General features: G+C 69.8%; 16 protein-coding genes. 13 read left to right on the top strand and 3 right to left on the bottom strand.

Annotated features, from left to right (window positions below):
• Nucleotides 1-414: 414 nt before the first annotated feature.
• The 9 genes from BHS09_RS00865 to BHS09_RS00825 all read left to right on the top strand — a co-directional run bounded on the left by BHS09_RS00865 (nt 415) and on the right by BHS09_RS00825 (nt 11,348).
• Entirely contained in the window at nt 415-1,818 is a 1,404-nt protein-coding gene (locus BHS09_RS00865; protein ID WP_237080115.1) for an ELWxxDGT repeat protein, read from the top strand.
• Between the two features lie 215 nt (nt 1,819-2,033).
• On the top strand, nt 2,034-2,657 hold the full coding sequence (locus BHS09_RS00860) for a hypothetical protein (protein ID WP_237080114.1): 624 nt from the start codon (nt 2,034-2,036) through the stop codon (nt 2,655-2,657).
• A gap of 12 nt (nt 2,658-2,669) precedes the next feature.
• Nucleotides 2,670-3,089, top strand: a complete 420-nt coding sequence (locus BHS09_RS00855) for a hypothetical protein (RefSeq protein WP_140796920.1) — start codon at nt 2,670-2,672, stop codon at nt 3,087-3,089.
• Nucleotides 3,090-3,453: 364 nt separating this feature from the next.
• Nucleotides 3,454-6,156, top strand: a complete 2,703-nt coding sequence (locus BHS09_RS00850) for a DUF748 domain-containing protein (protein WP_140796919.1) — start codon at nt 3,454-3,456, stop codon at nt 6,154-6,156.
• A 150-nt stretch (nt 6,157-6,306) separates the two neighbouring features.
• Nucleotides 6,307-7,578: an NAD(P)/FAD-dependent oxidoreductase gene (locus tag BHS09_RS00845; RefSeq protein ID WP_140796918.1), complete on the top strand. Its 1,272-nt coding sequence runs from the start codon at nt 6,307-6,309 to the stop codon at nt 7,576-7,578.
• Between the two features lie 29 nt (nt 7,579-7,607).
• Nucleotides 7,608-8,894, top strand: a complete 1,287-nt coding sequence (locus tag BHS09_RS00840; RefSeq protein WP_140796917.1) for a sigma-54 interaction domain-containing protein — start codon at nt 7,608-7,610, stop codon at nt 8,892-8,894.
• A 242-nt stretch (nt 8,895-9,136) separates the two neighbouring features.
• On the top strand, nt 9,137-9,841 hold the full coding sequence (locus tag BHS09_RS00835) for an MBL fold metallo-hydrolase (RefSeq protein ID WP_140786643.1): 705 nt from the start codon (nt 9,137-9,139) through the stop codon (nt 9,839-9,841).
• A 17-nt stretch (nt 9,842-9,858) separates the two neighbouring features.
• Nucleotides 9,859-10,470: a rhodanese-like domain-containing protein gene (locus BHS09_RS00830; RefSeq protein WP_140796916.1), complete on the top strand. Its 612-nt coding sequence runs from the start codon at nt 9,859-9,861 to the stop codon at nt 10,468-10,470.
• Nucleotides 10,470-11,348 (top strand): sulfite exporter TauE/SafE family protein, encoded by an 879-nt coding sequence (locus tag BHS09_RS00825; RefSeq protein ID WP_237080481.1) that lies wholly within the window; start codon nt 10,470-10,472, stop codon nt 11,346-11,348. The genes BHS09_RS00830 and BHS09_RS00825 overlap by 1 nt, the downstream gene beginning before the upstream one ends.
• Before the next feature lie 7 nt (nt 11,349-11,355).
• Here BHS09_RS00825 and BHS09_RS00820 read toward each other — a convergent pair whose 3' ends face one another.
• Entirely contained in the window at nt 11,356-12,900 is a 1,545-nt protein-coding gene (locus BHS09_RS00820; protein ID WP_237080113.1) for a sensor histidine kinase, read from the bottom strand.
• A gap of 153 nt (nt 12,901-13,053) precedes the next feature.
• On the opposite strand from BHS09_RS00820, the gene BHS09_RS39100 reads away from it, so the two are divergent.
• Together BHS09_RS39100 and BHS09_RS00810 are read left to right on the top strand one after the other, a co-directional pair.
• Nucleotides 13,054-13,470 carry a hypothetical protein gene (locus tag BHS09_RS39100; RefSeq protein WP_237080112.1) on the top strand — a complete coding sequence of 139 codons (417 nt, stop codon included), beginning with the start codon at nt 13,054-13,056 and terminating at the stop codon, nt 13,468-13,470.
• Nucleotides 13,471-13,676: 206 nt separating this feature from the next.
• Nucleotides 13,677-15,332: a formate--tetrahydrofolate ligase gene (locus tag BHS09_RS00810; protein ID WP_140786638.1), complete on the top strand. Its 1,656-nt coding sequence runs from the start codon at nt 13,677-13,679 to the stop codon at nt 15,330-15,332.
• A 61-nt stretch (nt 15,333-15,393) separates the two neighbouring features.
• Here the strand turns inward: BHS09_RS00810 and BHS09_RS00805 are convergent, their stop codons facing one another.
• Together BHS09_RS00805 and BHS09_RS00800 are read right to left on the bottom strand one after the other, a co-directional pair.
• Nucleotides 15,394-16,989, bottom strand: a complete 1,596-nt coding sequence (locus BHS09_RS00805) for a methyl-accepting chemotaxis protein (RefSeq protein ID WP_140796912.1) — start codon at nt 16,987-16,989, stop codon at nt 15,394-15,396.
• Nucleotides 16,990-17,362: 373 nt separating this feature from the next.
• Nucleotides 17,363-17,839, bottom strand: a complete 477-nt coding sequence (locus tag BHS09_RS00800) for a hypothetical protein (protein WP_237077912.1) — start codon at nt 17,837-17,839, stop codon at nt 17,363-17,365.
• 70 nt (nt 17,840-17,909) lie between these two features.
• Between BHS09_RS00800 and BHS09_RS00795 the strand changes: the two genes are divergently transcribed.
• Together BHS09_RS00795 and BHS09_RS00790 are read left to right on the top strand one after the other, a co-directional pair.
• Nucleotides 17,910-19,271 carry a sigma-54-dependent transcriptional regulator gene (locus BHS09_RS00795; protein ID WP_140796911.1) on the top strand — a complete coding sequence of 454 codons (1,362 nt, stop codon included), beginning with the start codon at nt 17,910-17,912 and terminating at the stop codon, nt 19,269-19,271.
• Between the two features lie 173 nt (nt 19,272-19,444).
• Nucleotides 19,445-19,912: a hemerythrin domain-containing protein gene (locus BHS09_RS00790; protein WP_140796910.1), complete on the top strand. Its 468-nt coding sequence runs from the start codon at nt 19,445-19,447 to the stop codon at nt 19,910-19,912.
• Nucleotides 19,913-19,935 lie beyond the last annotated feature (23 nt).

Below are 19,935 nucleotides of genomic sequence, written 5' to 3'. Positions count from 1 at the left end.
GCGGAGACACAGGCCAACAGGACGAATGCGGAGCGAATGCGCATGGCGCGCCGAGTCTCGTGATTGAACGGCGGTTCGGAAAGCGGGAAGCGCGGTCTGGATGATTCTCCGTCGAACAGCTCTCGCCCGAGCTGTCGACTGAAGGTCCCCATTCTCGTACGCCGAGGCGTCCGCGGAGGGCGACTGTCACGCAATGACAGCCCTGGACCGACTCGCGGACGGCTTGGGTTTCGTCACATCCCGGCCAGATTGCGCGACCGCGGCACCCCACCGCAGCCAGCCCCACCGCAACAAGGAGTGAGTATGCGTCTTCGCGCACAAAGCCTTCCTTTGCTGTTGTCCGTCGCTTCAGGCATCGCCACCCTCGGATGCGGCATCGAAGCCCCTTACCCGGTTCGCCTGGAGCACGGGGAGGTGGAAGCCGCCGTCGGCCGGGAAGACACCGCGCACCTGGGTGCGTCTTCCGGCTGGGAGCTGTGCGACACGACGGCCCGGCTCGTGCGAGACATCGTCCCGGGCGCGGGGCACTCCCATCCGCGGGACCTCACCCACGGCAACGAGGTCCTCCTCTTCTCCGCCACGGATGGCGTGTGGGGCCGCGAGCCCTGGATGAGCTCGGGCGTGGCGTCGGGGACGCGTCCGCTGATGGACGTGCACTCGGGGGGACAGGGCTCGGACGCGGGCCCCTTCCTCCAGTGCGGGACGACGACGTACTTCGCTGCGAAGAACAGCGTGCATGGCCGCGAGCTCTGGAAGACGGATGGCACCACCAAGGGCACGGAGCTGGTGCATGACATCTCGCCGGGGGCGCTGGGCTCCGACCCGGACCACCTGACCTTCTACGACGGCGTGCTGTACTTCACGGCGAACGATGGTGTGCATGGCCGCGAGCTGTGGCGCAGCGACGGCACGGAGGAGGGAACCTTCCTCTTGCGTGACTTCAGCACGGAGGGAGACCTGGTCTCCAGCCACTTCGAGTTGGTCGCGGGGACGAACGCCCTCTACGTCAAGGTGAACATCTTCTCACCGACCGACCGCCAGTCGAGCCGGGTGCAGCTGTACCGGACCGATGGCGCCAGCTTCGTGCGTCTGGTGGACGGGACGGAGGACAACATGCTGGGCGACCTGACGCCGGTGGGGGACAAGCTGTTCTTCACCTGGAACTTCGATGCGCCGGAGACGCGGCTCTACGTCACCAACGGCACGTCGAGCCTGGTGCGTTACGTGTACACGTTCATCGGCGCACCGCTGGGAATGGTCTCGTACAAGAACAAGCTCTTCCTGAGCGCGGCGACTGGAGCAGAGGGGGTGGACTTCGAGCTGTGGCGCAGCGACGGCACGACGTCCGGCACGACGCGGGTGAAGGACATCCACCCGGGCGCGGTGCCGTCGCAGCCGACGAACTTCACCGTGGTGAAGGACCGGCTCTTCTTCGTCGCGGATGACGGGGTGCACGGCCGCGAGCTGTGGAGCAGCGACGGGACGAGCGCGGGGACGCAGCTGCACGCCGACATCGCCGTGGGCGCGCTGGGCTCGGAGCCCTCGGAGCTGACGGCCGTGGAGGAGTACCTCTTCTTCAGCGCCTACACGGAGGCCGGGGGCCGGGAGGCGTGGGTGAGCGACACTCGGGAGCAGGGGGCGTTCGAGGTGCAGGGCATCGCGCCGGGGAACATGCACTCGCTCCCGACCGACTTCGTACGCTCGGGGTGGGACCTCTACTTCGTCGCCAGCGACAGCACCGACTACGGCCGCGAGCTGCGCGCGCTGCGCATCCGGCCGGCGGGCATGTGTGACATGAGCGGCAACGGCGGGCTCTGAGCGGTAGGCGCCTGGCAACGATGAGGGACCTGCGGTCGCGGCCGCAGGTCCCTCCTTCAAATCCAGGCCTGCCTCCGAGAAGGCCCCCAGGCCACGGCACTGGACATCGCCCCCGGCGTCCCACTACGTGCGCCGGGATGAGCATGCACTGGACTGGGCGCGCATCCTGCTGGCGGCGCTGGGACCGGGAAGCGAACAGGATTGCAGGTGGGGCTGTGCTGACGCTGGCACTGAGTTGCTCCGGCAACCTGCGTCACTCCCAGGAGACCGAGTCCTACGGGTTCATGAGCATCGACTCTGGCTATGTCTGGGCCAGGGGCCCGTGGCCCGAAGTCCAGGCTTCGAGCGACCCGGACGAGGTCATCGACCAGCTCTGTCCGGCAATCATGCGCCTGGACAGGGCAACCGCCAGGGACTTCGGACAGGAGTACTGCGGCGTCATCTACTCGCGGGGTGATGGCATCTACCGCACCACGCATCCCTCACCGTTGGGAGAGCCTCAGCTGCGCGGTGAGACGAAACAGAAGTCGTGCTTCCCGGTCCGCCGCGTCGTCGACCCAGAAGCCAAGGTCACACCGATTCTCGCTGACTTCCACAGTCACCCCTGGTTCCCCTCGCCGCTGTCCCAACAGGACAAGATGGCGGCCAACCAGCTCTACTTCTTGAAGATCCAGTTTGATTCGGCCTGCCAGATCCAGAAGATCATCCCCTACCTGGACAGGCCCGATGCACCAGGCGAGGTCTACTCCCGGCGAGGGAAACGCTGGGTCCTCATTGGAATCATCAAGCCGAGCAACAAGGCCGCAGGCATCGTGACCCCCGTTGGCGGGCTGGACTGAGCAGGAGACTTCATGACCCGGTGGCTGCCGTTCCTCATCCTGGCACTTCCCGCGTGCGCGCTCTTCCAGCGCCCGCCACGTCCTGTCCACGCGCCACCGGAAGAAGCCGCTCGTTTCGCGTTTCCCCCTACGGGCATTCCCGAAGAAGGGCTGCGCAGCATTCCAGGTGACATGGCACGAGCCATCCAGCTCGCCATGGAGGACTTCTATCCCTGGGACAAGAAAGTGCCGACCCCGTCCCACCCCGGCAGGGAGTGCCTGTACCGGCGTGAGTCGTACGACGTCTACGCGGCCCCCTACCAGGAGGGCGTCGTCCTGGTCAGCATCGTCCTGTCGCCCCAAGCCTGTGGCGCCCAGGCGGTTCCCAACGACATGGGCGCGCTCTACGCCGTCGACACCCGCGGTTGGCGCATCCTCGCCGTGCAGCACTAAGCGCCTGCCCGCCCTCGGCGCAGCCAGCCCCAGGGGCCAGCCGGGACGGCATTGGCCCCCTTCCCTTCCTGGCGCCGGGTGCCCACATCGGAGAACTGTCGAGTGGCAGGGGGCACCAGGAGCCGGCTGGTGTCCCCTTTTTCGTGCTCCCAGAGCGGCCGTCCGTCCTTGGAATTGTACGCCTCCGTGCATTTCTCCCCGCCTCCAGCGTCGTCTTGGGCAGAACTGTCATGCTGCTGTCCCGCTGCGGGCCAGTGCGTCTGACGCGTGCGGACGAGCCAGGGCTGGGCTAAGCGTCTGCCTGCCCGTCGGGTACCGCACAGGCCGGCGCCTGCGGCCCGCTCGCTGGAGGAGGTTTCAAGCGATGTCCGACACCGTGGTGAAGAAGAAGCGCCGTTGGCCCTATGTCCTTGGAGGAGTCTTCGCGCTCCTCGTCATCGTCGTGGCCGTGGCGCTCTGGCGACTGGACGCCATCCTGCTGAAGACGGCCCGCGACCAGGCGGCCACCTATTCCCAGCTCCTGGGACGTCCCATCGAAATCGGGGACATCTCCACCAAGCTCTTCCCCACCATTGGCGCCCAGGTGGAGAACGTCACCGTCGGCCCCGCCGAAGGGGAAGACCTGCCGCTGGCCCAGCTGGCCTTGATTGACGTCCGCGTCGCCGCGGGCCCGCTCCTGTCCTCCAGCGGCAAGGACATCCAGGTGAAGAACGCCGAGGTCTCTGGCCTCACCGTCAACCTGGTCCGCTTCGCCGACGGCACCACCAACGTGCAGCGCCTGCTCCAGCGGCTGGAAGAACAGCAGCCCAAGGAAGAGGAGGCTCCGGCTGAAGAGTCGCAGCCCATGGACCTCTCCGGCGTCCACGTGGAGCGCGCGGCCCTCACCGACGGCGCCATCCGCTTCGTGGACCGCGGCGCCGGAGCGCAGGCCCGCGAGCTGGGCGTGAAGGACCTGGACATCGAGGTGAAGGACCTCCGCGTGGGCAAGCCGCTGGTGGTGAACCTGGCCGCCGCCGTGCTCGCGGACACCCAGAACCTCCAGGTGTCCCTGCACGCCGCGCCGCTGCCGGCCACGCTGGTCCCCACGCCCGAGCGCGTGACGCTGAAGGCGCAGAAAATCGACCTCGCCCCGCTGGGCCCCTTCCTGCCGCCGGACATCGGCCTGCAGGCGGGCACGCTGGACGCGGACTGGCAGGCGGACCTGGGCGGCGCCGTTCCCGGCGGCCAGGGCCCCACGAAGCTGGTGGGCATCATCAAGGCCCTGGGCCTGAGCTTCACCGGCTCCGAGGGTGGCAAGGCGCTGGACGTCGTCATGGACACCGACGTCGCGGGCGACATCACCACCGGTGACCTGGCCCTCAACAAGCTGAAGGTGGACCTGGGACCCGCGAGCCTCACCGGCAAGGGCAGCGTGAAGGGCCTGCTCACCGACAAGCCCGCGGTGGAGGGCTTCGAGCTGACGGGCCGCAACCTGGACCCGGCCGCGCTCGCCGAGTACTACCCGCCGCTGCGCAAGCAGCTCAACGGGATGATTGCCGGCCCCATCGGCCTGGACGTGCGCGGCAGCGGCACGCAGGACGCCCAGGCGATTGACGTCAACGTGGACCTGACGCCCGTGCGGCTGCGCGTGCCGGCCCAGCTCACCAAGGACGCAGGCGGGGCGATGAAGCTCTCCGCGCGAGTCTCCGGCGCGGCGGCCACCGGCGGCGCCCTGCGCTTCGACGCGAAGGCGGACCTGGGCGGCATCGACCTGCGGCCTGGCCTGCTGGTGGACAAGGCCCCGGGACAGCGGATGGACCTGAGCGCCGCGGGCACCTACGCGCCCGGCAAGGGCTCCGGCATGAAGGTGGACATCCCCAAGCTCACCGCGAACGTGCTCGCGGACACGATGACGGGCAGCGCGTCCTTCGCGCTCGCGGGCGCGGGGAAGAAGCAGACCACGACGTTCTCCGCGGACCTCAAGAGCCAGAAGCTGGACGCGGACGCGCTGATGATGAGCGAGGAGGAAGTCCAGGCACGCGGCGGTCCGCCGCCGGAGGAGCCGCCGTCGGATGACCCGACGCGCTTCAACGGCTACCGGGGCGACATCCGCTTCGCGGTGGGCACGCTGCGCTACATGGAGATGAACATGACCCACGTGACGGGCGTGGTGAAGATGACCGACGACCTCATCGCGGTGGAGAAGTTCTCCACGGGCGTCTACGGCGGACGCATCGTCGCGGACGGCACCACGGTGCGCCTGGGCCCGCTGCCGGAGCAGCGCCCCTTCGAGGCGAAGGTGAAGGTGGAGGGCGTCGCGGTGGAGCAGGCGCTGACGCAATTCACGCCGCAGAAGGCCGTGACGGGAAAGTTCAACGGCAACGTGGACGTGAAGGGCGTGGGCTACACGCCCGACCAGCTCAAGCAGACGCTGCTCGGTGGCATCAACGGCGACCTGCTGGATGGCGAGCTGCTGGGCAAGGACCTGGTGTCCGCGGTGTCCGAGCCGCTCGCCAAGGCGCTGCCCATCGCGGCCAAGGGCCTGAAGAACGAGCAGGTGACGAAGCTGGGCGGTGACCTGCCCTTCAGCGTGCAAATCAAGAACGGCGTGGCCCAACTCTCCAAGCCGCTGACGTGGTCGCGGCCGGAGGCGGAGCTGAGCTTCGACGGCGGCATCCGGCTGGACGGCGCGCTGGACCTGACGGGCTCCGTGTCGCTGTCGCCGTCCACGGTGAAGACGCTGACGCTGGGCAAGGTGACGCCGCCGGCCGCCATCCCCGTGGGCCTGAAGCTGACGGGCCCCGCGTGGAAGCCGGAGATCACCAGCCTGGACGTGAAGCCAGCGGTGACGCAAATCGCGAAGCTGGCGGCCTCGTCGCTGGCGGGCAACCTGATTGGCGGCGAGCGCGGCCAGCAGGTGCAGGGCCTCATCGAAGGCGGCGAAGACAAGCTTCGCGCCGAGGCCGAGGCCAAGCGCAGGGAGTTGGAGGCCAAGGCCGCCGAGGAGAAGGCGCGCCTGGAGGCCGAGGCCAAGAAGCGCGCCGAGGAAGAAGCGAAGAAGCGCCTGCGCGGCCTCTTCGGGAAGTAGGTGCCGCGGCCCGCGGCCCCTGAAACACGCTGAAACGGTCGGGAAACACCCTGTTCACCCCGTCACCCGAGGCCTGCCCTCGGGGACGAGTGTGGCATGCGCCCTGCTAGGGCTTCCTGCCCGTTTCACGTGTCACAGGGAGCGCGCGACATGCAGACGAGCGAGGACTTCGGCCGCGAGGATTCGGTGACGCCGTCCAGCCCCGTGGTGGTGCCGGTGCGCGAACACCATCGCGTCCTCATCATCGGAGGAGGCACGGCCGGAATCGCGGTGGCCGCCCGGCTGGCGCGCGCCGGACAGAAGGGCGTCGCCGTCCTCGAGCCTTCCCAGCACCACTACTACCAACCCCTGTGGACGCTGGTGGGCGCCGGGGAGGCGCGCATCGAGGACACCGTGCGCAACGAGTCCCGCCTCATCCCGCGCGGCGTGAAGTGGGTGCGCGACGCCGCCACGGAGATAGACCCGGAGGCGAGGGAGGTCCACACCCGCGGTGGCCTCCGCCTGGGCTACGACTTCCTCGTCGTCGCCCCTGGCATCCAGCTCGACTGGGACAAGGTCGCGGGCCTTCGCGAGGCGCTGAAGACGCCGCACGTCAGCAGCAACTACGACGTCCAGCTCGCGCCCAAGACGTGGCGCCTGCTCCAGAACTTCCAGGGTGGCACCGCGCTCTTCACCCAGCCCTCCACGCCCGTGAAGTGCGCCGGGGCCCCGCAGAAAATCATGTACCTGGCCGCGGACCACTTCCGCCGCACCGGCGTGCTGGAGCGCACCAGCGTCGTCTTCGGCTCCGGCGCCAAGACCATCTTCGGCGTGAAGCCCTTCGCCTCCGTGCTGGAGGGCGTGGTGCACCGCTACGGCATCACGCCCCGCTTCCAGCACAACCTCATCGCCGTGGACGGCGAGCGGCGCGAGGCCACCTTCGAGGCCCCGCGCGACGGGCAGACGGAGCGCATCACCCTGACCTACGACATGATGCACGTCACCCCGCCGCAGAGCGCGCCGGACTTCATCAAGCGCAGCCCGCTGTCCTGGCAGGAGGGTCCGAATGCCGGCTGGGTGAAGGCGGACAAGTACACGCTCCAGCACCCGGACCATCCGAACGTCTTCGCGCTCGGCGATGCGTCGGACCTGCCCACCAGCCGAACGGGCGCCGCCATCCGCAAGCAGGCGCCGGTGCTGGTGGAGAACCTCCTGGCCTGCATGAAGGACCTGCCCTTGCCCGCGCGGTATGACGGCTACGCGTCCTGCCCTCTCACCACCGGCTACGGGCGCCTGCTGCTCGCCGAGTTCGACTACGACGGCAAGCCCGCGCCCACCATCCCCTTCATCGACACCATGCAGGAGCGGCGCGACATGTGGCTGCTGAAGAAGTACGGCCTGCCACGCCTCTACTGGGCATTCATGATGCGGGGCCTTGCGTAAGACGCCGGGAGCCGGGCTATGCACCGACGATGCCCACCTCCCACCTCGCGCTTCCCGCCCTGGATGCCCTCGCGGGCCCCGTGCTGCTCGTGGACGACGCGAGGAAGGTGACCGCGCTCACCCCCGCGCTCGAAACCCTGCTGGGCGGCACGCTGCGCGCCGGGACACCGCTGGCGCAGGTCCTGGTACGCGCTGACGGCACGGAGCCGCTGGACGCCGTCCTGAAGAACGGGCGTGAGGCTTCCGTCCGCCTGCGCGTGGGTGGGCGCTCGAAGCCCGTGCGGGTGCGCGCCGTCCCCCTGGCGCGTGGGCCTCGGGCATCCGGGTGGGCCCTGCTCCTCTCGCCTGACGCGGAGGAAGAGACGAACGGTCGCGCGGAGCTGTTCCACGGCCTGTGGACCCAGGCGCCCGAGTTGCAGCGCGTCTTCCGCATCGTCGAGAAGGTGGCCCGCACCGAGTCCAGCGTGCTCGTTCGCGGGGAGTCGGGAACCGGCAAGGAGCACATCGCTCACGCGCTGCATGCGCTGTCGGCACGGGCGCGCGGGCCGTTTCGCGCCATCAACTGCGCGGCGCTGCCGCCCAACCTGCTGGAGAGCGAGCTGTTCGGCCATGTGCGCGGCGCCTTCACGGGCGCGGTGCGCGACAGTCCAGGACATTTCCGGCTCGCGGACAAGGGCTCGCTGTTCCTGGATGAGGTGGCGGAGATGCCCCTGGACCTCCAGGCGAAGATGCTGCGTGTGCTGGAGACGCGCACCGTCATCCCCGTGGGAGGCCGCCAGCCCGTGCCCGTGGACGTGCGCATCATCGCCGCCACGCACCGGCCGCTGCGGCGCGAAGTGGAGGCGGGACGCTTCCGCGCGGACTTGATGTACCGCCTGCGCGTGGTGCCGCTCTTCCTGCCCACGCTGCGGGAGCGACGAGGCGACATCCTCCCGCTGGCCCTGCGGTTCCTGGAGGAGCTGCACCAGCGAGGCACCCGCCGCGTGGAGCGCTTCTCTCCTGGCGCCCGCCGATTGCTGGAGGAGCACCCCTGGCCCGGCAACGTGCGCGAGCTGCGCAACGTGATGGAGTACGCCTATGTCATTGGCGAAGGCCCGGTGGTCCGAGAGGCGGACCTGCCACCGGAGTTCTCCGAGCCGCGGCAGGCCGTTCCCGTGACGCAGCCTCCCCTGGATGCTTCGCTGGAGCCGGAACGGATCCGCGCCGCGCTCGCCCAGGCGGGCGGCAACCGCTCCGAGGCCGCGCGCCTGCTCGGCGTCAGCCGCGTGACGCTGTGGCGGCGCCTGCGCGACCTGGGTGCGTCGGTGGAACGCTGAGCGACGGGCGGGCGTCGGCCACGAAACACCACGAACATTGCCCTCAAACGACGTTTCACTCCTGTTTCAGGTGCGTTTCACGAGAGCGCACTTGAAGCATGCCGTCTTGCCCGCAGGGTCCGTTTCCGCAGTGCCGGCAATCCGTGTCCCCTCGACACGAGTCCCGCCACCTCCATCGCCCCGCCTGCTGGCACGTCACTGGCAATGACGGCCTCGCACCCCCACTCCGACGGAGGCGAACGATGCTCTTCCGCCAGCTCTTCGACGCGGACACCTCGACGTATACGTACCTCCTGGCCGACGAGGCCACGGGCGCCGCCGCGCTCATCGACCCGGTGCTGGAACAGACGGAGCGCGACCTGAAGCTCCTCCGGGAGCTGGGCCTCACGTTGTCCGTCGTGCTGGAGACGCACGTCCACGCCGACCACGTCACCGGCGCGGGGGTGCTCCGCGAGCGGACAGGCGCCACCGTGGTGGCCTCCAGCCGCGGCGCGCCCTGCGTGGACCAGACGGTGCACCACGGAGACATCGTGCGCGTGGGCGGCCTCGAAGTCCGTGTCCTCGAAACGCCCGGTCACACCGACGACAGCCTGAGCTTCCTCTGTGAGCGCCGCCTCTTCACCGGAGACGCGCTGCTCATCCGAGGCACCGGAAGGACGGACTTCCAGAACGGCGACCCGGGCCAACTCTACGACGCCATCACCCGCGTCCTCTTCACCCTGCCCGACGACACGGTGGTGTACCCCGGCCACGACTACGCCGGGCACGCCGTGTCCACGGTGGGCGAGGAGAAGCAGCACAACCCCCGGCTGGCCGGGCGCACGCGCGCGGACTTCATCGTCTTGATGAACGCGCTCCAGCTCCCACCTCCCCGGAAGCTGGACGTGGCCGTCCCCGCCAACCGGGCCTGCGGACACACGCCGCCCTCACCTTCCCTCCAGGCCTGAAGTCACGCGGAGCCCCCATGCATCCTCTCTTCGACAACGCCACACCCCATCCCGCGGGCTACCGCGACGTGGACGTGGGACAGCTCGCGGCGTGCCTGCCCTCCGAGCTCACGTTGGTCGACGTGCGTGAGGCCGCCGAGCTCGACGGTATCCTGGGCCACGTCGCGGGCATCCGGCACGCCCCCTTGGCCACGGTGCCGGACGTCGTCGACACCTGGCCGCGTAACACGGACGTGGTGCTGATCTGCCGCTCCGGGGCGCGCTCGGCGAGGGCGGCCACGAGCCTGGTCACCCTGGGCTTCACTCGAGTGATGAACCTGCGAGGCGGGATGCTCGCGTGGAACACCGCGCGGCTGCCCGTGGTGCGCCCCGTCCCCCACACCCTGCCCACCCTGGGCACCGTCCGCGACGGACTGCTCGACGGCCTCCACCGCGCCCTGACGCCGCCGCCCCATGAAGCTCCCACCGTGCCCCCCATGACGACCCCGTCTCGGGAAGCACTCACCGCCGTGCTCGACGCGCTCCAGGCCGCGCGGCCGACGGATGTCCGGGACGCCGCCGCCTTCGAGCACCTGCTGCGCACATACCGGGACCTGCTCGCCGCCGCGCGCGCGGAAGGCGAGCGGTGATGCTGTACGCGGGCATCGCGGGCTCGCTGCTCGTGGGCATCCTGCTGGGCCTGCTCGGAGGTGGCGGCTCCATCCTCACCGTGCCGCTGCTCATCTACGTGCTCGACGTCGAGCCTCGGACGGCCATCGCCATGTCCCTGGTGGTGGTGGGCGTCACCAGCGCCAGTGGCGCCTTCCTTCACGCGCGCGCGGGCCGCGTCCGCTGGCGCACCGCGCTCGTGTTCGGCACAGGTGGCATGGGCGGGGCCTTCCTTGGCGGCCGGCTCAATCCCCACATCGCGCCCGACACGCTGCTGCTCCTGTTCGCGGGCGTCATGGTGGCCGCCGCAGTGGCCATGCTTCGCCGCCGGGAAGCCGGGCCCGTCGCCACCAGCGTCTCCCCGCTCCCCGCTCCGCGCGTGCTCGCACAAGGCATCGCGGTGGGCGTGCTGTCGGGACTGGTGGGCGCCGGGGGCGGCTTCCTCATCGTGCCCGCGCTGTCACTGGCGGGACTGTCCATGCCCGTCGCCACCGCCACGTCCCTGGTGGTCATCGCGCTCCAGTGCGCCGCCGGCCTGGTGGGCCACCTGGGCCACCTGGACCTGCCCTGGATGCTCACCGGCGAAGTCCTCCTGGCCGCGATGACGGGAAGCCTCGTGGGAGGAAGGCTCGCGGGGCGCGTCCCCCCCGCGTTGCTGCGCAAGGGCTTCGCCGTGTTCGTGCTGACCACCGCCGCCTTCATCCTGAGCGCCCAGGCTCCCGCGCCCCTGCGTGAGCGCGTGTGGACGGAGGGGCTGTGGCTCTGGAGCGTGGCGCCTCTTGCCGTGGGCATTCCCGTAACGGTGTGGCGTCTGAGGGTGGCCCGCCAGCGTCAGACCGCGCAGGCCCTGCCCCGGTGAGGCACCGTCACGAGGATGCCAGCGGCACGGTGAAGTGGAAGGTGGAGCCGCGTCCCAGCTCGCTCTCCACCCACAGACGGCCGCCATGCCGCTCGACGATGTCTCCGCAGATGTAGAGCCCCAGCCCCAGGCCACCGAAGCCCGAGATGGGGGCATTGCGAGCGCGGAAGAAGCGCTCGAAGAGGTACCCCTGCTGGTCCCGCGGAATGCCCATGCCTTCGTCCTGGACGGAGACGTGGGCGTGGCGGTCCTCCCGGGCCACCCGGACGCGAACCGTTCCCCCGCTGGGGCTGTACTTGAAGGCGTTCTCCATCAGGTTGACCAGGACCTGCGCGAGCCGGTCCGCATCGCCCAGGACGACGAGGGGCGCGTCCGGCGCTTCATACTCGACCCGGTGGTGCGCGCTGGACAGGCGCATCTCGGAGACGACGTCGTGGGCCAACTCCTGCAACACGACGGGCCCATGCTTCAGCGTCAGCCGCCCCTCCTGGATGCGCGAGGTGTCCAGCAGGTCATTCACCAATCCCGTCAGGCGGCTCACCTGCATCAACGACTTGTCCACGTGCCGGGCGGAGGCCCCGTCCCCCTCGGTGCCGTGTTGCCGCAACATCTGGAGGTGCAGCTTCAGCGGCGTGAGCGGCGTCTTCAGCTCGTGCGCGGCGATGGACAGGAAGTCGTCCCGCACGCGGATGGCCTCCTGGGCTTCGCGCAGCAACCGCTCGCGCTCGGCCTCGGCCTGCCGCTCCGCCGTCACCTCCCGGTAGCTCCACACGCGGCCGATGATGGTGTCCCCCATCCGCTGCGGCAGCGACTTGCGCTCCAGGATGCGCCCGTCCAGCAACTCCACCGTCTCCACGTCCACCTGCTCGGAGGCCTCGAAGCGCTCCCGGATTCGCGAGGTGAACGACTCCGAATCCTTCACGCCGCCCGCCGCGCGCTCCAGCACCCGCTCCGCGTCGCGGTCCACCATCATCTCCTCGGTCAGCCCCCAGATGTCGAGGAAGCGCTTGTTGAAGGCCGTGACGCGCTTGTTCAGGTCCACCACGATGACGCCTTCCGCAATCGAGTCGAACGTGGCGCGCAGCACCGAGTTCATGTGCGCCAGGCTCTCCGGCGCGTGCCGCGTCACACCGCCTTCGGCGGCCTGCCCCGGCGAGGACTCCGGAACCTGGAGGCGCGCGCAGGCCCCCAACAATGTGCCCTGCTCGTCGAACACGGGCAGGACGAAGGCCTTCAGGCCCGGCTCCTCGTGGATACCGGCCTTGCCATGGAGCGCGGGCCGCATCGCCTGCGCGAGCCAGGGCAGCCGAGCGAGCACCGCATCCACGTGGAGCCCTTCGATGGGCTCGCCATGCGGTCCGGTGGCATGTGTCAGCGCCTCGTCCATCCAGACCACGCGTCCGTGCGCGTCGACGATGAGCGCCGCCTGGAGCGCGTGCCCCAATCTCAGCAGCACCGGAGCGAAGGCGGGCCCGCTCGGGTGACGGGCCTCGGCAAGCCCCGGCGCGCCCCATCCGCTCCCTCCTTGCTCATGGATGTGGGCCTTCGACATGGGCGCTCCTCGGCCTCGTTGGCGGGACATTTCCGGCGGAAAGATGCGGCGCCCGCCAAGGGCATGAAAGGGGCCGCCCTGCTCGGCTGCCACCGCCAAAGGGGCTCCGACCCCAAGGCCGCTTGCCATGCGAAAGCGGTAGGCTCCCGCCGTATGACGACCTCCCGCCTCGCGATGCTGTTCCTGGTGCCCGTGCTGACCACGGGCTGTGCTTCCACCGCCAGCGCCACCCGGCCGGCCGAGCCCGCGACGGAAGCGGCGGCCCCCGAAGCCACGTCCAGCGCGCCCTCCGGCTATGGCTACAGCAAGGACGACCCCATCCACGTGGGTGGAGGTGTCGGCGGCGAACACGAATACCTCCAGCACCTGCGGGGACCGCAGGGGCAAAAGGTCCGCTACGAGCGGCACGGGAGCTGCTGCGCCTTCGAGTCGGAGGGCGCGCCCTTCGGCAGCGGCCTGCTCGACGTGTACGTCGTCACCTACGACGGGCTGGAGGAGCCGGTGATGATGTACCTCAACATGTATGAGCGGAAGGACCCTCGCGCCCCCGAAGGCTTCCGCCTGGATTGACGCGCGCGACGAGCAGTCGCCGGTGATGGGACCCGCGACCAGCGGGCCCGACATCCATTCGGACGCGGGCTGGGACACTTCGCCGTGGGGAGCTCCGACACCAGCAGGAATCCAGACACGCGAGCGAAAGTCTTCGCGGCCCTGAATTCTAGCAGGCACGCGTCTCCGCCGTTGACCGCCGCCAGGTCCGCGCGGAGATTCCCGGCATGACGCTGAGAGCCATGACCGACGTGGGCGCCGAACTGGGCCTGTCTCCCGAAGACGTGCTGCCGTGGGGAACCCACCGCGCCAAGGTGTCGCTGGACGCGCTCGGCAAGCGGGGCGGCCGGCAGGGACGCCTGGTGCTCGTGTCCGCCATCAACCCCACGCCGCCGGGGGAAGGCAAGACCACCATGTCCGTGGCGCTGGCCATGGGCTTGCGCAAGCGGGGGCGCCGCGCGGTGGCGGCCCTGCGCGAGCCGTCCCTGGGGCCCGTCTTCGGCGTGAAGGGCGGCGGCACCGGCGGCGGGCAGGCCAGCCTGGAGCCCGCTGCCGACATCAACCTGCACTTCACTGGCGACTTGCACGCCATCACCAGCGCCAACAACCTGCTGTCCGCGCTGGTGGACAACGCCGTCTTCTACGGCCAGCCGGTGGCCTTGGATGCCACGCGCGTGCGCTGGCGGCGCGCGCTGGACATGAATGACCGATTCCTGCGCAACGTCATCGTCGGCCTGGGCGGCAAGGCGCAGGGTGTGCCGCGCGAGGACCACTTCGACATCACCGCCGCCAGTGAGGTCATGGCCATCCTCGCGCTCGCGGAGGGGCTGAAGGACCTGGAGACGCGGCTGGGACGCGTCATCATCGGCCACACCCGGGACGGCCAGCCGGTGCGCGCGCGCGACGTGGACGCGGCGGCGGCCATGGTGGCGCTGCTCAAGGACGCCCTGATGCCCAACCTCGCCCAGACGCGCGAGGGCGGCCCGGCGCTGGTGCACGCGGGGCCCTTCGCCAACATCGCGCACGGGTGCAGCTCCGTGCTGGGCACGCGCATGGGGCTGGCGTACGCGGATGAAGTCGTGACGGAGGCGGGCTTCGGCTTCGACCTGGGCGCGGAGAAGTTCCTGGACATCAAGTGCCGCGGCAGCGGGCTGTGGCCCCGGGGCGTGGTGCTGGTGGTGACGCTGCGCGCGCTGAAGCACCACGGTGGCGCCGCCCCCGCGCGCGTGGCCGAGCCGGACCGCGAGGCCCTGGTTCGCGGCTTCGCCCACCTGGAGAAGCACCTGGAGTCGGTGGCCGCCTTCGGCCTGCCGGCAGTACTGTGCGTCAACCGCTTCCCGCAGGACACCGAGTCCGAACTGGAAGAGCTGCGCGCCTTCGGCAGGGCCCGCGGCGTGGAGACGGCCGTGTGTGACGGCTTCTCGCGAGGTGGTGACGGCTCGCTGGAGCTGGCCGACCGCGTGCTGGAGATGCTGGACGGCACGGACGCCGCGCCGCCCCAGCCGCGCTTCCTCTACGACGTGGCGCAGACGCCCGAGGAGAAGGTGGCCGCCATTGCCCGCACCGTCTATGGCGCGGACGACGTGGCCTTCACCGCGAGCGCGAAGAAGGACCTGGACGCCGTCCGCGAGCTGGGTGGCGCCGGGCTGCCGGTGTGCATGGCGAAGACGCACCTGTCGCTGTCGGATGACCCCACGAAGCTGGGACGGCCGCGCGGCTTCACGCTCACCGTGCGCGAGGTGCGGCTGTCCGCGGGCGCGGGCTTCATGGTGGCGCTCACTGGAGAAATCCTCACCATGCCCGGCCTGCCACGCGAGCCCGCCGCCCGCCGCGTCACCGTCCACGACGACGGGCGCGTCACCGGGCTGATGCAGGGGGAGTGAGCCGAGCCCCAAGCCGGGGTGCCACCCAGGGCGGTGGCACCCGCGCGGCCCCGAGGCGGCGTCAGACGCGGAAGCCGGTGGACAGCACCTGGAGCTGCCCCAGCGACGCGTTGATTTGCGTCACCGCCTGCTCGGCGGTCATCGTGGCCGTCACCACGTCCGCCATCATGGAGGACAGCGTGGTCATCACCTCGGTCATCTGCGCGATGCCCGCGTTCTGCTGGGTGACAGAGGCCACAATCTGGCGCGCGGCCTGACTGCTCTCCTGCACCACGGTGGTGATTTCCTTCAGCGTATTGGCCGAGGCGAGCACCTGCTCGATGCCCTCCTCCATCTTCTCGCTGTCGCCCTCGGCGATGCCCACCGTCTGGCGGATGGCCTGGTTGATTTCGAGGAGAATCTTGCCGATGCGCTGGGTGCTCTGCAGCGACTGACCGCTGAGTGAGCGCATCTCCCGCGCCACCACCGCGAAGCCCCGGCCCTGCTCCCCGGCGCGCGCCGCTTCGATGGCCGCGTTGAGCGCGAGCACGTTGGACTGGTCCGCCAGGTCCTTCACGCTGCCGATGATTTCACCGGCGTGCACGGCCTGGTCGCTCAGGTGCCCGATGCTGCCCACCAGCGCGCCCACGCGCTGGCGAATCTGCTGGAGGCCCTCGGCGCTCTTCTCGATGGACTCCTGGCCGGACGCGCTGAACGCATCCGCCTGTCCCGCCACGCGGAGCACCATCTCCGCGCGGCTGGCGGCCATGCTGGACGTCTGCGCGATTTCGGCGATGGTGGTGCTCGCCTCGGTGAGGCTGCGGGACTGATTGGTGAGGAAGTTCACCTGCTCCTGGCTGGCCTGCGTCAGCGTCTTCGCCGCGTTCGTCAGGTCCGTCACCACCGTCTGGATGGTGGTGGGCACGTTGCGCAGCCGGGTCACCATGACCTGGAAGCCGCGCGCCAGCTCTCCCACTTCGTCGTGGGCGCTCACGTCGATGGCCTGCGTCAGGTCGCCCTTCTCCGCGATGCGCGTGGCCACGTAGGTCAGCTTCGCCAGCGGCAGCGTCACCTCGCGGTGCAGCCAGTAGGCCAGCCCCACCGTCAGCGCGATGCACAACAGCACCAGCACGCACACCGTCCAGGTGGTGGCGCGGTGCAGCCCGGCCACCTCCGCGTAGGAGGTCGCGATGGCCTGGCCATCCGCTTCCACGGCCCTCTCCAGCTCATGGGACAGCGACGCGGCCAGGGACTCCACGCTTTCGAGCGTGGACGCCGCCTTCTCGTCACCCTCCACCGCGAACGTCACCGCCGCCGTGGAGTTCCGCCAGTACGTGGCCAGGGACGACTTGAGTTCATCCACCCGCTGGAGGTTCGCGTCCGGTACGGCCCTCGCCAGGTCGAGCTTCGACTGGAGCGCGTCCACCTCCGCGCTCAGCGGCTCCAATCCTCCCGCCGCCTTCGCCGCCACCGCCGCCAGCACGTTGCGGTGCAGGCCCGGGAAACGGTGCATCACCTCACGGCTCAGCTCGATGGTGGGAACCTGCGAGCTGCTGATGCGCGCGTACACGCTGCCGGAGCGCGCGCCCAGGGCGATGAACGCCACCAGGATGGCCACCAGGAACACCGCGACAACGGCCGGCAACAACATCATCTTCTGCTTGAGCTTCAGACGCACCCGCTGGCCTCCCCGCTACCGTGAGCACCCTTCAACGCCCGCGACTCCATGCCGCGCGCCGCGGCCAGAATCCGGCTGTGGAAGAGCCACCCCGTTTTCCAGGGCCCGCTGCACCAGCACATGTCGCCATCCTTCCGTGGACTCCCGCGGGAGCCACATCCTCGTGCGGCCGGTGCTCACGCCGCGCGTCGTAGGATAGCCAACTGTCTGCGGGCTGGTAACTCTCACCACCCGTGTCATGCAGACAGACGCGGAGCGCCGTGAAAGACGGGTGGGACCCGACCCCACCTCGGGGAGAGTGTCCCGGTAGCCCGGTTTCACCGCGCTCTCCGGGCAGGAGGGCAGGCCGCCGCTTCCCCGGTGGAGCCCCGTATCAGCGCACGGAGCGCTGGAGCGCGGGCGCAATCTCCTGCTGGCAGGTCGCGTCACATTCCGTGAAGCGGGTGAGGAAGTCAGCCATCTGCGCGCAGCGCTTCGGGAAGCGGCTGGTGCCCGCGTCGCCCATGCACATCTCGCGGAAGGAGTCGCGCGTCTCCTGGAAGAGCGAGGCCCGCTGCACGGGAGACAGCGCGTTCAGCGCCCGGTTCTCCCCGCCCTGGAGGTACAGCCAGACGCCGCCGAGCAACAGCAGCACCAGCCCCACCAGCACGACCTTCCGGGTCCGCTTCTCGGCCGGCGAGGGGCCTCGGGCTCGGGAGAAGACGTTCTCCTCTTCACCGTCTTCGGGCGGTGGGCCGCCCGCCATCATCCCCATCAAGCGCATACGCCCCCTGTTCCAGCCCAAACCGGAGAGCAACGCCAGCACGGAGTGCAGCGGATGTGCGGCAACCGCCAACACCTGGGCGGCCATTGCGTGTGCTCCCGCACGCTGGACGGGAGTCTGACCGTGCGGCGGCGGGGATTGCACCTAGGATGAAGCCATGGACGTTCGAGAGCGCCCCATGCGGGTGCTGGTCGTGGACGACGAGCGGAACATCCGCCACACCCTCCGCGTGTGCCTGGAGGGCTTCGGCTGTGAGGTGCGAGAGGCGGCCACGCCCGAGGCCGCGCTGGCCGCGCTGGCGCAAGGCCCCGCCGACCTGGCCTTCGTCGACCTGCGGCTGGGCACGGCCAGCGGCATGGAACTGCTGCCGCGCCTCCTGGCCGAGTCACCCCACCTGGACGTCGTGCTCATCACCGCCTACGCCACCTTCGACACGGCGGTGGAGGCGATGCGGCGCGGGGCGCGGGACTATCTGCCCAAGCCCTTCACACCCGCGCAGATTCGCCATGTGGTGGAGAAGGCGCGGCGGCACCAGGAGCTGGCGTCGCAACTGGAGAACCTGGAGGGGCAGCTTTCCCAAGCGGTGCCGGAAGCCACGTTGGAGACGGCCTCGCCCGCGATGCACGCGGCCATCGGGCTGTTGACGCGCGCGGCGGCGTCCGACGCGGCGGTGCTGCTTCGGGGAGAGAGTGGAACGGGCAAGGGAGTGCTCGCCCGCGCGCTGCATTCAATGAGCGCCCGGCGGCGCCGGCCCTTCGTCACCGTCAACTGTCCCACGCTGTCCGAGCAACTGCTGGCCAGCGAGCTGTTCGGCCACGTGCGCGGCGCGTTCACTGGCGCGGTGAAGGACCAGCCGGGACGCGTGGAGGCGGCGGAGGGGGGCACACTGTTCCTGGATGAAATCGCGGAGATGAGTCCGGGGCTCCAGGCGCAGCTCTTGCGATTCCTGCAGGAGAAGCAGTTCGAACGGCTGGGCGAGGGACGCACGCGCAAGGCGGACGTGCGGGTGGTGGCGGCGACGAATCGGGACCTGGAGAAGGACGTGGCGGAGGGGCGCTTCCGTGAGGACCTGCTCTACCGGCTGAACGTCATCGAGGTGAAGCTGCCGTCCCTGCGAGAGCGGCCGGAGGACCTGCTTTCGCTGGCCCGGCGCTTCGTCTCCTTCTTCGCGCGCGCGGCGCAGCGCCCTCCGCCGGAGCTGTCGCCCGCGACGGAGAAGATGCTGCTGGCCTATGGGTGGCCGGGCAACGTGCGCGAGCTGCGCAATGCGATGGAGCGGGCGCTCATCGTCTGGCCGGCGGAGGTGCTGGAGCCGCAGGCATTCCCGGACCGCATCGCCGCGGCGGGGAGTCCTGTGATGACGCTGGGCGGGCCGCACACGCTGGAGGGCATCGAGCGCGAGCACGTGCTGCGCGTCATGGCCTCGGCGCCCACGCTGGACGAGGCGGCGCGGGTGCTGGGCATCGACGCGTCCACGCTGTGGCGGAAGCGGAAGAAGTACGAGTCGGGCGAGGGCTGAGCGCGGCCGGGTGAGCACGGGCCTGGGAGCGCCCGTGTGCCCGGCTCTCGTCAATGGTGTTCCACGGGAGCGGACCGGGCAGGGCTTCACCGCGTGCCTGGAGCGGCGATTGCGGCGTCCTGCGCGCATGCGGAGCGTTGGAGGACACCGAACCGATTCCAAGGAGCGCAGACGTGGACGTGATTGACCTGTTGATTCAGCAGCACCGCGAAGTGGAAGCGCTGTTCGATGCCTGTCGCGCGGCGAAGGACGACGCGAGCAAGCGAGAGCTCGGCATCCAGCTCGCGGAGGCGCTCACGTTGCACACCACCATCGAGGAGCGCTGGGTGTACCCCGCCGCGCGCCGGGTGGTGGGGGACAAGCTGATTCAGGACTCCGTCGAGGAGCACGGGGAGATGACGGAGCTCGTCGCCCAGATGATCCGCGCCCGCAACGACCCGCAGAAGCTGGTCTCCCTGTTCGGTCAACTGGAGAAGGTCGTGAAGGACCACGTGACGATGGAGGAACGGGACGTGCTTCCCAAACTCGGTCAGAAGGTCACCGAGGAAGACCTGGGCATGTCGTGCAAGGACATCGTCCGCACCGCCTCCGAGGTCCGCCGCGAGGAGATGCAGAAGCTCCAGGGGCAGGCGAACGTCTGAGGGCCCGAGTTCAACTCACGGGG

Origin of the sequence: Myxococcus xanthus (assembly GCF_006402735.1) — a bacterium.
In the GTDB taxonomy this organism is placed as follows: domain Bacteria; phylum Myxococcota; class Myxococcia; order Myxococcales; family Myxococcaceae; genus Myxococcus; species Myxococcus xanthus_A.
This window is presented reverse-complemented; position numbering and strand designations above follow the sequence as displayed.